Here is a 13,644-nt window from a genome sequence, read left to right on the forward strand (position 1 = left end):
GCATGATCTGAACCGCAGAGCCTCACCCGGACCGAGCTACACCACTCGACGGGACGCGACCCGCGTCCTCGTAGGGCAGTCTTCCTGCCGACGTTGTGTAGATCCAACGGAAGTACTGCGATGTTCCCAGCGGCTACGGCTTCCGACGTTGTTACGGCGTTGGATCGCCGTGCGAGAGCTCCGGAGCTGCCTGTTTGGTGTTGGTGTCAGCGTGACGCCTCCCACACCGTCAGAACATGGCGGGCTCCGCCTGCCACCTCGCATCGTGGTTGGCCTGGTTCCGCGAGAGCTCCGGCAGTCGACCGACCCGAACAGCCTCATGCGTCCTCGGCGCCCATGACGTCGGGGATGGCCACGGTGCCGGTTCAGTCAACCGGGGACGGCGTGGGCCCGGCTCAGCGGGAGCTCGGCGTGCACGGTGGTGCCTGTGCCGGGGGCGCTGAGCACCATGAGCCGGCCGCCCAGTGCTTCCGCCCGGTCCTTGAGCCCGAGCAGGCCGAATCCGCCGGTGACGTCGGCGCCGCCGCGGCCGTCGTCGCGCACCCGGACCCGCAGCAGGTCGCCGCCGGCGTCTCTGATGGTGTAGGCCTCGACGTGGACGGTCGAGGCGTGGGCGTGCTTGGCCGTGTTGGTCAACGCCTCGGCGACCAGGTAGTAGGCGGCGATCTCGATCTGCTCGGGCAGCCGGCCATCGAGGCGGACGTCGAGTTCGACCGGGACGGGGCAGCGGCGGGCGAGGGTCTTGAGCGCGGGGGGCAGGCCGCCGCCGGCGAGGATCGCCGGGTGGATGCCGCGGGCGAGCTCGCGCAGCTCGTCCAGAGCGGTGGTCGCCTGGGTGGCCAGGTCGTCGAGCTAGGCGAACACGACGAAGCCCCGGCTTAACTGAGTGAGCCGGGGGCTCTGCCACGTCGAGGGGCCGGTCTCCTCCTTGACGCGGCCGAGCCACACGCTGTGCTCGTCCGGGCGCCGGAGCCCCATGTCGGCCACGCAGTCCGCGCAGCAGCCGCCGGGCGTCAGCATGGCCATGTTCGGCCACCGGTGCTTGCCCGAGGTACATGTGTCTCTGGCCGTCCTCCTTCTCAGCTGCCCGTACGTGGCGCAGTACCACGCGGCCAGCAGGGACAGCACCTCCTGCGTGGGCAGGCACTTGTGCACTCGAGCACCGCGGCGATGTCGGCCAGCGGGTCGGCGACCGCCCGGAAGTCAGCAAGTATCAGCAGACTCCGTCAGCAGCCTTTCTTGATCACGTCTACGCTCATCTTCGAGATTCGGACCGAAACCGATGTAGTATTGTTACTTCGCGTCTCCTCCGTGAAAAAGCTCCTCGGATCGGCCGTTGCGGAGACGCAGAATTCGCCGGGGAGAGTCAGGCCGTCGAGGTAGACGAATTGACCTTCCAGATTCCACGCGTAGCGATCCACCCAGCCGACCGCGAGGCCCTGTTGAACGGTCAGGAGCTCCGGATGATCCTCCCCGCAGTCGCCGTAACCTTTCGGCACCTGCCCGTCCTGCCGAAGATCCTCCTCGATGCAGAAGCCTTCCTTATTCCCGCGACCCGCAGCGGCAACACCGACCGGGGCGAGCCAGTACCCCTCGAAGTCCTGGACGTGGAAATGATCGTGGTCGTCGAAAACGGAGAAGTGCATCACCGCATCGGTGGGGATGGTCTCCTTCCCTCCGTCGGCGTGATGCACCGTCTGAATTACGTCCATGTCAGTCGTACCGGTGCCGGGGCGGGAACCCGTCAACTCGAAAGGCCCTTCGCCGATGTTCTTGGCGAGCGCGGAGAACCTCAGTGTCGGCCGCCCATTGTCCTGAGCGAGGCGGAATTCGGTGAGCGGCAGCATCACAAGGTCGGGAAGCAGGGCGTTCGCCGCGACCGTGTTCACAGCAGGATCTATCGGTACCGCTGCCGACGAGCCCGGCGCCGGAACCGTGGGGCTCGTTCCGCCCGCACAAGCCGTTGTCGCGGCGAGCACGACGCCGGACATAATCGAGAAAGCACGATGTTCCAGTCTGACTCGATGGGTTCCCATCCGATCACCTTCATCAACCGTGGGGCACGAATGGCAGGGTACGCCGGACCACATTACTTCGCACGGTTGGAAGTGCCTGCCGCTTCCCTCGCGGGTTGACTGCCCCTTAGCGTGTTCAGTTCATTCCCTTCCGTACCAGCATCGTTTCTCTGCAGAGGTAGTACGGCTTGGTGCGACGGCGCAGGCCTGGTGACATCGTGGTCTCACTGCGATCGCCGGTAACGACGCTTGGACCGCTCCCGAGTGCCGACGGGGTTGTTCCGGCTAGCGAGGGTTTCGGGATGGCCCGGTCCGAGGATGCGCTCGTGGTCGCTGAGGACCTGCTGGTTCGGGTTGCGGCGCGGCGATGCTCACCCAGCGCATGCAGGGCGGCAAGGCGGCCGGGCGCGTGACCGCCGCGGCTGGGATCGAACGTGTGGCCGCGGCCAGCGGATTCGACTCCTTGTTATAGCTGCCAGCCGCGCCGCGGCTCACCCTATCGGCGGCGGCTGGGCGCTTCTGAGCCTTTCCGACCCACCTCTGACACCCTGGCCGGGTTGGCGCCTTATCAAGCGTCACTGCATGGGTCAGAGCCATCACAACAGGCGCCGCCGACACCTCCCGCCGATCGCATTTGCCCTTCGCGCACCCCGGGCGAGACGCTCACCGCATGGGCGCCAACGACGCTTGGTTGATCAGGTCCGCGAAGACCGGTGATGGCGCCGACCTCGCGAGCCTCGTCCCAGATCCCGACCGTCGCGCCTGGCGCCTCCGTAACGCGGACGAGGCCCGTGAGACGCTCCTGGTCGCCGAGCTGGACAGCCACGTCATCGGCGCTGTATCGATCCGCTGGAATGGCGGATGCGATGCCCCTAACCCATGGATCTACGGCGGCGAAGTATTACCGAACCAACGCCGCAAGGGGATCGGAACGAGCCTCTGGCAGGAGGCTCACCGACTGTGCCGAAATCGCGGTGCCAGGGCCACCAGCCTCGACGTGGACGTCACCAACGCTGGCGCCCGCCGCCTCTACGAGCGTTTGGGCTACGTAGTTGTCGGCCCGCACGAGCACCGCTGGGTGGGACGAGACAGCGAGACGGCGGCGGTCATAGCCCAAGGCACCGCCGACACCTGGCTGATGCGGTGCGCGCTGCCCGCCGAGGACGACTAGCCGACCCACAGCTAGTGGGGCCGCTGAACCATGAACCCCCGTCCCGGGAGGTGGCCCCGCGGAACGCCAGTGCAAGGCCGCAAGCGCAATGGCGAGCAGTGCACGAACCCCGCCCATGTGCGGCCAGCTGGTCTGCCGCAACCACGGTGGCGCATCCCCACAGGCCAAGGCCGCGGCGGAACGCCGGCTCGCGCTGCAGGCGATCGACGCCGACATCAACTCCTTCGGCCTGGGCGGCACGGACGTCGACCCCGGGGAGACGCTGCTGCGGCTGCTGGCGCAGGCCCGCGCTCGTGCGCCCGCACGGAAAGCTGGACCCACGAGGAGTTCCTCGCCGCCTGCCTGCAACGCGAGGTCGCCGCCCGCGAGGCCCACGGCGGGGAGGGACGCATCCGCGCTGCCCGGTTCCCTGTCCGAGAGTCCTTGGAGGACTTCGATTTCGACCACCAACGCTCGCTCAAACGAGAGACGATCTCGCATCTGGGCACGTTGGACTTCATCACCGCACGAGAGAACGAGGTCTTCCTCGGCCCGCCCGGCACCGGCAAAACCCACTGTGAGACTTCTGTTGGTTGCTCAAACCATGAGCGCCCCTGGTGCCGGCTTCGGCTATGAAGAGACTGACATTCTCCCGACATCGCGATCAGCGGTGGGATCTTCTTCGAGTCCGTCGTCTCGACACCGCTGCTGCGGACACCAGGTTTCGCGACACGCAGTCCGGCTGATGCTGGCCTGCGGCGGTCACTCGTTGATCGCTGCCATGGTCGGTGCCGGTGACCACGACTGACCCGAAAGATTCACTGGCCGAGACCATTCGTGCCCTGGCGTTGGATATGTCGTCGCTGGTCGCCGGCACCGGCCTGGCCCACCGAACCGCTGGCCTGATCAGAGGCCTGGCCGACCACATGAGTCGTGCCTCATCACAGTCCTGCCGCGCGGTGACCGCACCCAGGCCGGAGTTCCGCCCGGTCCGCGCGCGGATCGTCGACGACGAAGCGGTGGTCGACGCCCAGGTGTGCCCTGCGAGACGCAGGTGAACGGTGGGATTCGCCGGCTACGGGGTGGGCCGCTCGCAGCCGTCAGGCACCCATGAACTCCATGCGGTCCGGCAAACCGACCGACTTCAGGTGAAGCCATTCGATGCCCTTCTGATACCGCCCGGGTGCGTCGGGACCGTGTGCGGTCACGTGGTCGACGGCGGGCCTCACGGGTCGAAGGCCGACCGGAGTCGGTCGAGAAGCGAACCGAGTTCCACCTCGCCGTCCCGCGTCTGGCCGCCCATCTGCAGGAACGCGGTCATGACGGCTCGCGCGGCGTCGGTTTGCAGGAGTTCCTCGAACAGCCGGGCCTCCTCGATCAACCCCTCGCGCAGCGGGAGTTCTTCGGTGTTGAGGACCGACCGCTTGGCCCGCACGAGGGCGTCGACGGGATGGCTCGCGATGCTGTGCGCCAGGTTGTCGACGTGCTGGCGGAGCAGGTCCGGCTCGACGGCCGCGTTCAGATATCCCCACCGCTCAGCCGTCTCGGCGTCGAGGTCCTGGGCTCCGAGGATCATCTCCATCGCCCGGCCGCGCCCGATCAGCCGGGGAAGGCGCTGGGTGCCCGAGCCGCCGGGGAGGATGCCGAGTGCGACCTCCATCTGATTGACGACCGTGCGGCCGATAGCGCCGAAGCGCATGTCGCAGGAAGCGCTGAATTCGCTTCCCCCGCCCCCGACCCGTCCCCCGATCTCGGCGATTGTCACCTTCGGCATGGTGCACAGCCGTTCGCACATCTGTTGGAACGGGCTGAGCTCGTTCCCCACAGAGATGGGCTCCTCGCTCGCGGATAGCTCCAGCAGGAGCTCGACGTCGAAATGCGCTATGAAGAACTCGGGGTCGGCGCTTCGGAACACCACCACACGGACGTCGTTCTGCGTCGACACCCAGGTGCAAAACCGTCGAAGCTCGCGAAAAAGCTCACGGCTCATGACGTTGATCGGCGGCGCGTCGATCGTCACGGTCGCCACCCCGCGGTCCAACACGGTCGTGATCAGGCTCTCGTCGCTCACGGTTCCTCGTCTTCGCCAGGATCGTCCGGATCGGCGTTTCTCGGGGGTCCTGTGGTGTCTTCCGCCCTCACCTGCCAGCGACCGTACGCCGTGATTCTGTGCGTGGGTTTCCACCGCGGTGCGCCGGTGGTTGGCCGCGTAGCGCAGCTGTACGCCCGGCATCACGGCCGCGCCGAGCGCGGAGCCCCTGCCCCCGCAGAACAGATCCGCCACAATGATCAACACGCAGCCCCCGCCCCCCGTCACAGGGATCACCAGCACCTGCGTGGCAGCCTCGATCGTCGAGCTCATCGGGTGCCACCACGGTGGTTGCGGGCCCGGCAGGGCCGTGGTGGCTGCACGAACTTCGCGGGGATGTGTGGCGCCATCCTCAGGTGCTACCGCGCGTTCCGATACGAGTTGTCTGTCGGCGGATCCCTCCGTGTCTGATGGTCCACTCGCGGGTGGGCCATGATCCTGATATGGCCTTCATCCGATCTGCCTCCGATATCGACCTCGACGGCTTGCGGTTCGCCATGGTGTCGTCGACTGCGAGCGAGGTCGATCCGTCCTCGCCCACGGTCTTCGACTACCACGAGCGCGACGGCATGGTTTGGGGAGAGTACGAAGGCGATACGGTACGTATCGGCCGCTTCGTCGGCACGCGTGTGGGGCGGCGGATCTCTATCCGCTTCACGCACGTCGTCGACGCTACGGGTGAGGTGGTGGGCGGTGCGGCCGAGAGCCGTATCGAGCCGCACGACGAGGGCCTGCGGCTGGTGGAGGACTTTCGCACGGCCGACGGCGACCAGGTCAGTGTCTGTGCGGAAATCCGGTCCTAGTCGAGCCCGGCGTGGTCCTCGCCGGCCCGGATGAACCGCGTCATGCCTACCTGCTGTGTCGGGGGCGGAGAAGTCGGGACGTCGTGTGGCAGCAGGAAGGGCCGTCGGACCACCTCGTCCATCACGAGCACCGACTCCACCGCGCGAATCTCGGGGAGCAGGGACAGCACGTCGGTGACGAAGTGGTGCACCTCGGCCACGTCCCGGGCGCGGACGAGCAACATCGCATCGTGCTGGCCGGTGGTGACGGCGCAGTACTCGACCTGGCTCATCTCCGTCACCCGCCGCCGGAACGAGGCCCACGTCTGCGGGCTCACCGTGACGAAGACGAGCGTGCAGATCCCGAACCCGACCTTGCGCGGGTCGACCTGGGCGCTGAAGCCGCTGATCACGCCGGAGGTGAGGAGGTTCTCAACGCGCGTGTAGGCCGTGGCACGGGAGACCCCCACCTGATCGGCAAGCGCCGACATCGAGATTCGGCCGTCGCTCCGTAGTCCGGCGAGGATCCGCTGGTCGACGTCGTCCAGTGGAGCAGCGGTTCGTCCAGTTGATGGGGTGTCGGCATCCTTGCCTCTGGACATTTTTGCCCTCTCTGGCCGCGTCAGATCAAGTTCGTCCGACGTGATCGACTGTTACTGGACGAGCTGCGACCAGTGCAGCAGGATGCTGCCGAATCGTCTAGTTGACGCTGTCTGCGGGCGCAATCCGTCGAGCCGCGACAAGCGTGTGCGCGGAGGTACATATGACCGGTCCGATGTCCATCCGCGGCCGCGGCCGCTCGGTGGCGCTGGCTGCGGCCGCCGTGCTCGCGGCCGTGACCGTGGCCGCCTGCGGGTCCGGCTCGCCGGACGGCGGCGGTGGTTCTGGCGGCGGCACGCTCGTCGTCGACTCGAGCTTCGACCTCAAGACGATCGACCCCGGCCGCGAGTACGAGTTGACCGGTCAGATGCTCACCAAGGGCATGTACGAGACGCTGCTGACCTTCGCGAACAACGACCTGACCAAGCCGGTCGGCGAGCTCGCGACGTCCTACGAACTCTCGCCGGACGCGACGACGCTGACCCTGCCCCTGGCACAGGGGCGTGTCTTCTCCGACGGCACCCCGATCACCGCAGACGACGTGGTGTTCTCCCTGCAGCGCCTCATCGGCTTGAAGGGCAACCCGTCGTTCCTGCTCGACGGCGTCACCGTGGCCAAGAAGGACGCCACCACGGTGGTGCTCACCAGCGCGAAGCCGAACCCCGCCCTGCCGTTCATCCTGCCCAACCCGGCGCTGTCGATCGTCAACTCGAAGGTCGTGACGGCCCACGGCGGCACCACCGACGACAAGGACGCCGCCGAGGGGTACCTCAACAGCGCGTCGGCGGGATCCGGCCCGTACGTCCTCAAGTCGCTCGACGTGGCCAGCCAGGCCGTACTGACCCGCAACGAGGCGTACAACGGCCCGGACAAGCCCGCTTACGGCACTGTCGTGATCCGCAACGTCAAGGCCGCCACCCAGGCGCTCAACGTCCAGAAGGGCGACTCCCAGGTCGCTCTCGACCTCTCGGGCGACCAGGTGAAGGGTCTCGACACGAGCAAGGTCGCCGTCACCAGCGGCGCGTCCGCGTACACGATCTTCCTGCTGCTCAACCAGAGCGCCGAGGTTTCGCCCGCCACCAGCAACCCCCAGTACGTATCGGCGGTGAAGAAGGCCATCGACTACACCGGGCTGTTGGGTGTGGCCGGAACGGGCTCCGTGCAGCCCGCTGGCGTCATCCCGTCGATGATCGCGGGGACACTGCCCGCCGCCGACGCCCTCAAGCAGGACGTCGAGGGAGCCAAGGCGGATCTCGCCGCCAGCGGGATGGCGAACCAGAAGCCCAAGCTCGCCTACCCGAGCGACCTCACGCTGAACGGCCTGAGCTTCCAGACGCTCGCCGAGAGGCTGCAGTCCCAGCTCGCCGCCGCCGGCATCGCCGTGGACCTGGCGCCTGCCCCCGTGGCCACCGAACTGGACAACTATCGCAACGGCAAGGAGCAGATGGGGCTCTGGTACTGGGGACCGGACTTCCCGGACCCCTCCAACTACCTGGCCTTCGCCCCCGACGGCCTGATCGGCAAGCGCGCGAACTGGCCCGCCACCGCGGCGCCGGACATCAACACGGTGGCCACCACGGCGGGGGCGACGGTCGACACCGCGCAGCGCGATGCCGTCTACCAGCAGTTCCAGCAGAGCCTCAACGCCTCCGGCCCGTTCATCCCGCTCGTGCAGCCGCCGTCCAACATCGTCACGGCGACGTCGGTGACGGGAGCTGCGTACAACCCGATCTGGACGGTCGATGTCGGTGCCATCGGACCCAAGTAGTCCCGTCGAGGGCGCGGACAGGGATGCGTACCGGGCCGGCCACCCGCTGGCCCGATACGTGCTACGTCGCATCGTGGTGTCGGCGCTGCTCGTCGTCGGCGTCACGCTGGTGACGTTCGTGCTGACCAACCTCGTGCCCGGCGACACCGTCGCGGCCAACCTGGGGCAGCAGGCGGCCGAGGACCCGACGATCGTCGCGACCTACCGCGCCCACTACGGGCTCGACAGGCCGCTGCCGGAGCAGTACGTGACCTACCTCGGGAACCTGCTGCGTGGCGACCTCGGGGAGTCGCAGCAGACCCACCGGCCGGTCGTGGCGGACCTGTCGGGCGCAGTGCCCGCCACGTTGGAGATCGCGATCGGCGCGATCGTGCTGTCGATCCTGATCGGTGTCGGCCTGGGGGTGGTGGCCGCGGTGCGGCGCGGGCACCTGACCGACAGCGCGCTGCGGCTGGTGTCGTTGGTGGGCATCTCCGTGCCGACGTTCTGGCTGGCGATGGTGGCGTTCTACGTCTTCTCCTACAAGCTCGACATCGCCCCCGGGTCGGGCCGGCTCTCCCCGGCCACCACGCCACCCCCGGACGTGACCGGCCTGTACACGGTGGACTCGCTGCTCGCCGGGCAGTGGACCACGTTCGGCGACGCCGTCGCTCACCTGATGCTGCCCACGCTGGTTCTGACGCTCTACACGGTGGGGCTGCTCACCCGCTTCACCCGCTCCGCCGTGCTGGAGGTGCTCGACCAGGACTACGTCCGCTCGGCCCGGGCGAAGGGGCTGCCGGGGCACACCGTGCTCGTGCGCTACGTGCTGCGCGCTGCGCTGGTGCCGATCCTGACGGTGGTCGGCCTGGCGTTCGGCGCTCTACTGTCGGGCACGGTGTTGGTGGAACAGATCTTCTCGTGGCCGGGCATGGGCTCCTACGCCTACCAGGCGGCGTCGCACCTCGACCTTCCGGGAGTGATGGGTGTGGGGCTGGTCGTCGGTGTGATCTACGTCGTGATCAACCTGGTCGTCGACCTGCTCTACGGCGTGATCGACCCTCGGGTGCGGGTCACGTGAGTTCACTATCAGACGCGATCAGCACGGATCCGCTGCGCTCGAGCGGTCTGCGGGCGCGGTTCCGCAAGGGGGTCCCCCAGGCCTGGCGCACCCCGCTGGGCGTCACCGGCGCAGCGGTGGCGACTCTGTGGATCCTCGTCGCCGTACTCGGGCCCGCCCTGTGGCCTTACGGCCCGCTGGCCCAGGACTTCCCCCGCCTGGAGGCGCCCAGCGGCGCGCACTGGTTCGGCACCGATGAGCTGGGCCGCGACGTGTTCACCCGCGTGCTGGCCGGCGCGCAGGTGACTGTGCCGCTCGCGCTGCTGCTCGTCGGGCTGTCGGTGGTGGTCGGCGGCATCCTCGGACTGGCCGCGGGGTTCTTCGGGCGCTGGGTCGATGAGACCGTGATGCGGCTGACCGACCTGGTGATGGCGTTCCCCATCGTCATCCTCGCCATGGTGGTGGCCGCGGCGCTCGGGGCGAGCCTGGTCAACGCGGTGCTGGCCGCGCTGGTCGTGTCCTGGCCCGCGTACGCCCGCGTGACGCGGGGGCTCGTCGTGGGCGTCCGGACCGCCGACTACGTGCTGGCCGACCGGCTGCTCGGCTTCTCCGCCCTGCGGTCGCTGCGCACCGACGTCGTCCCGATGGTGGTGGGGCCGGTGCTGATCCTCGCGACCCTGGACATCGGCACCGCGACGCTGCTGCTCTCGGGCCTGTCGTTCCTCGGTCTCGGGGCGAAGCCGCCCACCGCCGAGTGGGGCTCAATGGTCTCCACCGCGGTCCAGAACTTCGACTCGTGGTGGCTCGGCGTGTTCCCCGGCCTGGCCATCCTCACCGTCGTGATGGCGTTCAACTTCCTCGGTGACGCGCTGCGCGACGCCCTGGACCCGCGCACCGCGGGCGTCCTCGGAAAGGCCGAGACACGATGACAGCGGCGACCCGATGACGGCGGCGACCCGATGACCGTGCTGGACATCGCCGGTCTCACGCTCTCCATCGGCGGAAACGAGATCCTGCGCGGCGTGGACCTGCGCCTGGAGGCGGGTCGGATCCAGGGGCTGGCCGGGGAGTCCGGGTCGGGCAAGACGATGACGGGGCTCGCGGTCATGGGACTGCTTCCGTCCAGTTCGCAGGTCACGGGGCGCATCACCTACGGCGACCAGGAACTCCTCGGGCTTCCCCCCGGCCGGCGCAACGCCCTGCGCGGCACGGAGATCGCCATGGTGTTCCAGGACCCGTCCACGAGCCTGCACCCGATGCTCAGCGTCGGCGCGCAGACAACCGACCACCTGCGCCACCACCTCCGGCTCGGCCGGGCCGCCGCGCGCGAGCGGGCCGTCGAGCTGCTATCCAGGGTGCGCATCCCCGATCCGAAGGCTGCGCTGCGCCGCTACCCCCACCAGTTCTCCGGCGGGCAGCGCCAGCGGATCGCCATTGCGATCGCGCTCGCCTGCTCGCCCAAGGTCCTCATCGCCGACGAGCCCACCACCGCACTCGACGTCACCGTGCAGGCTGGGGTGCTGCACCTGCTCCGCGACCTGGCGTCGGAGATGGGCCTGGCCGTGCTGCTCGTGACGCACGACCTGGGCGTCATGAGCGCGGTGGCCGACCGGGTCGCGGTGATGCGGCACGGCGAGGTCGTGGAGGACGGCGAACGCCATCAGGTGTTCACCGCCCCCGCGCACCCTTACACCGCGTCGCTGCTGGCGAGCCTGCCCGGCGCCACCGGCGGCGTGCAGAGCCTCGACGACGTGCGCGCGCTGGAGGCGACGTGAGCAAGCTGCTCGACGTGACGGGGCTGCGCGTGATCTACCGTGGCCGCCCGCCGGTGCGCGCCGTCGACGGCGTCGACCTCGCGGTGGAGGCCGGTCAGGTCGTGGGCCTGGTGGGGGAGTCGGGGTGCGGAAAGTCCACCATCGCCCGCGCCGTCTGCGGACTGGTGAAGCCCGCGTCCGGCACCGTGACCTTCGACGGCACACCCGTCACACCACTCGGGCTGCGCCGCCGCCCGGCCGCGCTCACCCGCGTCCAGATGGTGTTCCAGGACCCGTACGCCTCGCTGCACCCCCGGCGGGCGATCGGGGTGCAGATCGGCGACGGGGTGCGCGCAGCCGTCATCCGAGGTGCGGCGCCCTCCGAGCCCGCGGAGTGGCTGCGGCGGGTCGGGCTGGATCCCGGCGCCGCCCGCCGCTACCCCCACGAGTTCTCCGGCGGCCAGCGCCAACGCATCGCGATCGCCCGGGCACTGGCGGCGCGCCCGGACCTCCTCATCGGCGACGAACCGATCTCGGCGCTGGACGCGTCGACGCAGGCGGTCGTGGCAGCGCTGATGCGTGACCTCGCAGTGGACAGCGGGGCCGGGCTGCTGTTCATCTCCCACGACCTGTCGGTGGTGCGGCTCATCGCCGACCGGCTCGTCGTCATGTACCGGGGGCGGGTCGTCGAGTCGGGTCCGGCCCAGGAGATCTGGCGCGATCCGCAGCACCCTTACACGCGAGCGCTGCTGGCGGCGGTTCCGGTGCCCGATGGCTCTGGACGGCTGCCTGCACCGCCCGTCGACGGTGCCAGGTACCCGCAGGAGGCGGTCCTACGCTGACCGCCGGCCGACAGGACAGCGTCGGTCACGGGGATCGCCGTCCCGAGGGCGAGTGTCAGAACCGGGGAGTCGGGGAGCCGGTCGCCGTCAGAATGAACTGCGCGTAGGAGTCGGCGTTCATCAGGGCGCGCCGGCCCAGTGCGTACCAGTTCGGCTGCATCCGGGGCTGCGCCTCGTGCTGTCCGGCGTAATCGCCGGGGTCCCGCACGGCTCGTTTGCCGATCATGTCGACGTCCCGGAGGCCCGCCTGCTGCGGGCCGACCACCTGAGACACGCCGGCCAACAAGAAGATCCTGCGGAATGCGCTCGCGCGGGCCGTGCGACCTCCTCGCGTTCATCGCTCCTGATCAACAGAGTAGGAATGGATGCTGGCTCATCGAGAGAAGGCCGAGACCCTCAGCACCCGCACGCTGCAGGACATCAAGTCCATCCTCCGGCGAGCCATCACCCGAGCCCGAGCCCGCGACAAGATCAAACGCAACGTCGTCCTGCTCTGCGAAACCCCCACCGGGCAGGTCGGTCGCCCTTCGAAGGCCCTCACCCTGCCCCAGGCCCAAGCGCTCGTCGACCACGCCACCGGCTCAACAATGGGCGCCTACGCACTGCTGTCCCTACTCACCGGCGCCCGAACCGAAGAACTCCGCGCCCTCACCTGGAACCACGTCAACCTCGACGGCAACCCCCACGCGAGCCCACCGGTATTGCCCCACATGATGGTCTGGCGCTCCGTCCGAGCCGGCGGCGACACCAAGACCCGCACCTCCCGCCGCACCCTCGCCCTCCCCCAACGCTGCATCGACGCGCTCCGCGAGCACCAGACCAGACAACCACGCAACGCACCCTGGCCAAAGACCGCTGGGCAGACCAGGACCTCGTCTTCGCCTCCGAAGCCGGCACCCCACTCGACGCCGCGAACGTGCGGCGCGGCTTCCGCCGAATCGCCACCGCCGCAGGCCTCAACGCCAAAGACTGGACACCACGCGAGCTACGCCACAGCTTCGTGTCCCTACTGTCCGACGAGGGCGTCCCCATCGAACACATCGCCCGCCTGGTCGGACACGCCGGCGGCTCGACCGTCACCGAGACCGTCTACCGCAAACAACTCCGGCCCGTGATCAACGACGGCGCAACCATCATGGACCGCGTCTTCCCCACCCGAACCCGTAGTCACTCAGTTAGTCACACACCCCGACCCCGCACAGCAAAACGGCCCGGTCCTGAGCTCCATTAGAAGCTCCTGACCAGGCCGTTCGGCGGTGGGCGATACTGGGATCGAACCAGTGACCTCTTCGGTGTGAAGTGGGAGGGTCCGCTCCGAACCGCCCCGCCCGTTCTCAAGAAGCCCCTGCCCACCTGCGGTAATTGTCCGACGGCACCGAACTTGTCCCACGCGTGTAACCGCGTTTGCGGGCCTCTTGTTTACAGCTTCGTTTACAGGGCGAGTGCCACTCCGGTGGCCGGATTAGCGGTCCGCCCTGCGGAGTCTCCGATCCCTTCGACCGACTCGACCGCCCGCAGACACGTTGGGTCAACCTCAGAGCCGACGCCCGCATCCGGAGCCAGGTACGACCCGTTCGCGCCGCCGCGGGGCACGTTCGGGACCTG

16 protein-coding genes are annotated in these 13,644 nt (G+C 68.7%); 10 read left to right on the forward strand and 6 right to left on the reverse strand.

Annotated elements, in window-relative coordinates:
- Nucleotides 1-369 precede the first annotated feature (369 nt).
- Nucleotides 370-636 (reverse strand): sensor histidine kinase, encoded by a 267-nt coding sequence (locus tag ABD743_RS00005; RefSeq protein ID WP_344717424.1) that lies wholly within the window; start codon nt 634-636, stop codon nt 370-372.
- Between ABD743_RS00005 and ABD743_RS00010 the strand changes: the two genes are divergently transcribed.
- Complete coding sequence (locus ABD743_RS00010) at nt 610-882, forward strand: hypothetical protein (RefSeq protein WP_344717426.1); 273 nt, start codon at nt 610-612, stop codon at nt 880-882. The genes ABD743_RS00005 and ABD743_RS00010 overlap by 27 nt on opposite strands.
- Here ABD743_RS00010 and ABD743_RS00015 read toward each other — a convergent pair.
- On the reverse strand, nt 853-1,155 hold the full coding sequence (locus ABD743_RS00015) for a hypothetical protein (RefSeq protein ID WP_344717428.1): 303 nt from the start codon (nt 1,153-1,155) through the stop codon (nt 853-855). The genes ABD743_RS00010 and ABD743_RS00015 overlap by 30 nt on opposite strands.
- 71 nt (nt 1,156-1,226) lie before the next feature.
- Complete coding sequence (locus ABD743_RS00020; protein ID WP_344717429.1) at nt 1,227-2,036, reverse strand: lysyl oxidase family protein; 810 nt, start codon at nt 2,034-2,036, stop codon at nt 1,227-1,229.
- A 649-nt stretch (nt 2,037-2,685) separates the two neighbouring features.
- On the opposite strand from ABD743_RS00020, the gene ABD743_RS00025 reads away from it, so the two are divergent.
- Nucleotides 2,686-3,186 (forward strand): GNAT family N-acetyltransferase, encoded by a 501-nt coding sequence (locus ABD743_RS00025; RefSeq protein WP_344717431.1) that lies wholly within the window; start codon nt 2,686-2,688, stop codon nt 3,184-3,186.
- A 30-nt stretch (nt 3,187-3,216) separates the two neighbouring features.
- Nucleotides 3,217-3,801, forward strand: coding sequence for an ATP-binding protein (locus ABD743_RS00030; protein WP_344717433.1), 585 nt, complete (start codon nt 3,217-3,219; stop codon nt 3,799-3,801).
- A 589-nt stretch (nt 3,802-4,390) separates the two neighbouring features.
- On the opposite strand, the gene ABD743_RS00035 is transcribed toward ABD743_RS00030, so the two are convergent.
- On the reverse strand, nt 4,391-5,236 hold the full coding sequence (locus ABD743_RS00035; protein ID WP_344717435.1) for an enoyl-CoA hydratase/isomerase family protein: 846 nt from the start codon (nt 5,234-5,236) through the stop codon (nt 4,391-4,393).
- Between the two features lie 461 nt (nt 5,237-5,697).
- On the opposite strand from ABD743_RS00035, the gene ABD743_RS00040 reads away from it, so the two are divergent.
- On the forward strand, nt 5,698-6,057 hold the full coding sequence (locus ABD743_RS00040) for an avidin-fold protein (RefSeq protein ID WP_344717437.1): 360 nt from the start codon (nt 5,698-5,700) through the stop codon (nt 6,055-6,057).
- Here ABD743_RS00040 and ABD743_RS00045 read toward each other — a convergent pair.
- The gene (locus ABD743_RS00045) at nt 6,054-6,638 is read right to left on the reverse strand and encodes an Lrp/AsnC family transcriptional regulator (RefSeq protein WP_344717438.1); all 585 of its coding nucleotides are present in this window, start codon (nt 6,636-6,638) and stop codon (nt 6,054-6,056) included. The two genes, ABD743_RS00040 and ABD743_RS00045, sit on opposite strands and share 4 nt — an antisense overlap.
- A gap of 161 nt (nt 6,639-6,799) precedes the next feature.
- On the opposite strand from ABD743_RS00045, the gene ABD743_RS00050 reads away from it, so the two are divergent.
- From ABD743_RS00050 to ABD743_RS00070, 5 genes are read left to right on the forward strand one after another with little or no spacing between them, the layout of a single operon-like run.
- Nucleotides 6,800-8,404 (forward strand): ABC transporter substrate-binding protein, encoded by a 1,605-nt coding sequence (locus tag ABD743_RS00050; protein ID WP_344717439.1) that lies wholly within the window; start codon nt 6,800-6,802, stop codon nt 8,402-8,404.
- Nucleotides 8,379-9,464 carry an ABC transporter permease gene (locus tag ABD743_RS00055; protein WP_344717441.1) on the forward strand — a complete coding sequence of 362 codons (1,086 nt, stop codon included), beginning with the start codon at nt 8,379-8,381 and terminating at the stop codon, nt 9,462-9,464. The genes ABD743_RS00050 and ABD743_RS00055 overlap by 26 nt, the downstream gene beginning before the upstream one ends.
- Entirely contained in the window at nt 9,461-10,372 is a 912-nt protein-coding gene (locus ABD743_RS00060) for an ABC transporter permease (RefSeq protein WP_344717443.1), read from the forward strand. Before ABD743_RS00055 ends, ABD743_RS00060 begins: the two co-directional genes overlap by 4 nt.
- A gap of 30 nt (nt 10,373-10,402) precedes the next feature.
- Nucleotides 10,403-11,218: an ABC transporter ATP-binding protein gene (locus ABD743_RS00065; RefSeq protein WP_344717445.1), complete on the forward strand. Its 816-nt coding sequence runs from the start codon at nt 10,403-10,405 to the stop codon at nt 11,216-11,218.
- Nucleotides 11,215-12,039 carry an ABC transporter ATP-binding protein gene (locus ABD743_RS00070; RefSeq protein ID WP_344717448.1) on the forward strand — a complete coding sequence of 275 codons (825 nt, stop codon included), beginning with the start codon at nt 11,215-11,217 and terminating at the stop codon, nt 12,037-12,039. Before ABD743_RS00065 ends, ABD743_RS00070 begins: the two co-directional genes overlap by 4 nt.
- Nucleotides 12,040-12,094: 55 nt before the next feature.
- Here the strand turns inward: ABD743_RS00070 and ABD743_RS00075 are convergent, their stop codons facing one another.
- Nucleotides 12,095-12,322, reverse strand: a complete 228-nt coding sequence (locus ABD743_RS00075; protein ID WP_344717450.1) for a hypothetical protein — start codon at nt 12,320-12,322, stop codon at nt 12,095-12,097.
- A gap of 78 nt (nt 12,323-12,400) precedes the next feature.
- Between ABD743_RS00075 and ABD743_RS00080 the strand changes: the two genes are divergently transcribed.
- Nucleotides 12,401-13,270 carry a tyrosine-type recombinase/integrase gene (locus ABD743_RS00080; RefSeq protein WP_344717452.1) on the forward strand — a complete coding sequence of 290 codons (870 nt, stop codon included), beginning with the start codon at nt 12,401-12,403 and terminating at the stop codon, nt 13,268-13,270.
- Nucleotides 13,271-13,644 lie beyond the last annotated feature (374 nt).

This window comes from Pseudonocardia yunnanensis (assembly GCF_039534065.1).
GTDB lineage: Bacteria > Actinomycetota > Actinomycetes > Mycobacteriales > Pseudonocardiaceae > Pseudonocardia > Pseudonocardia yunnanensis.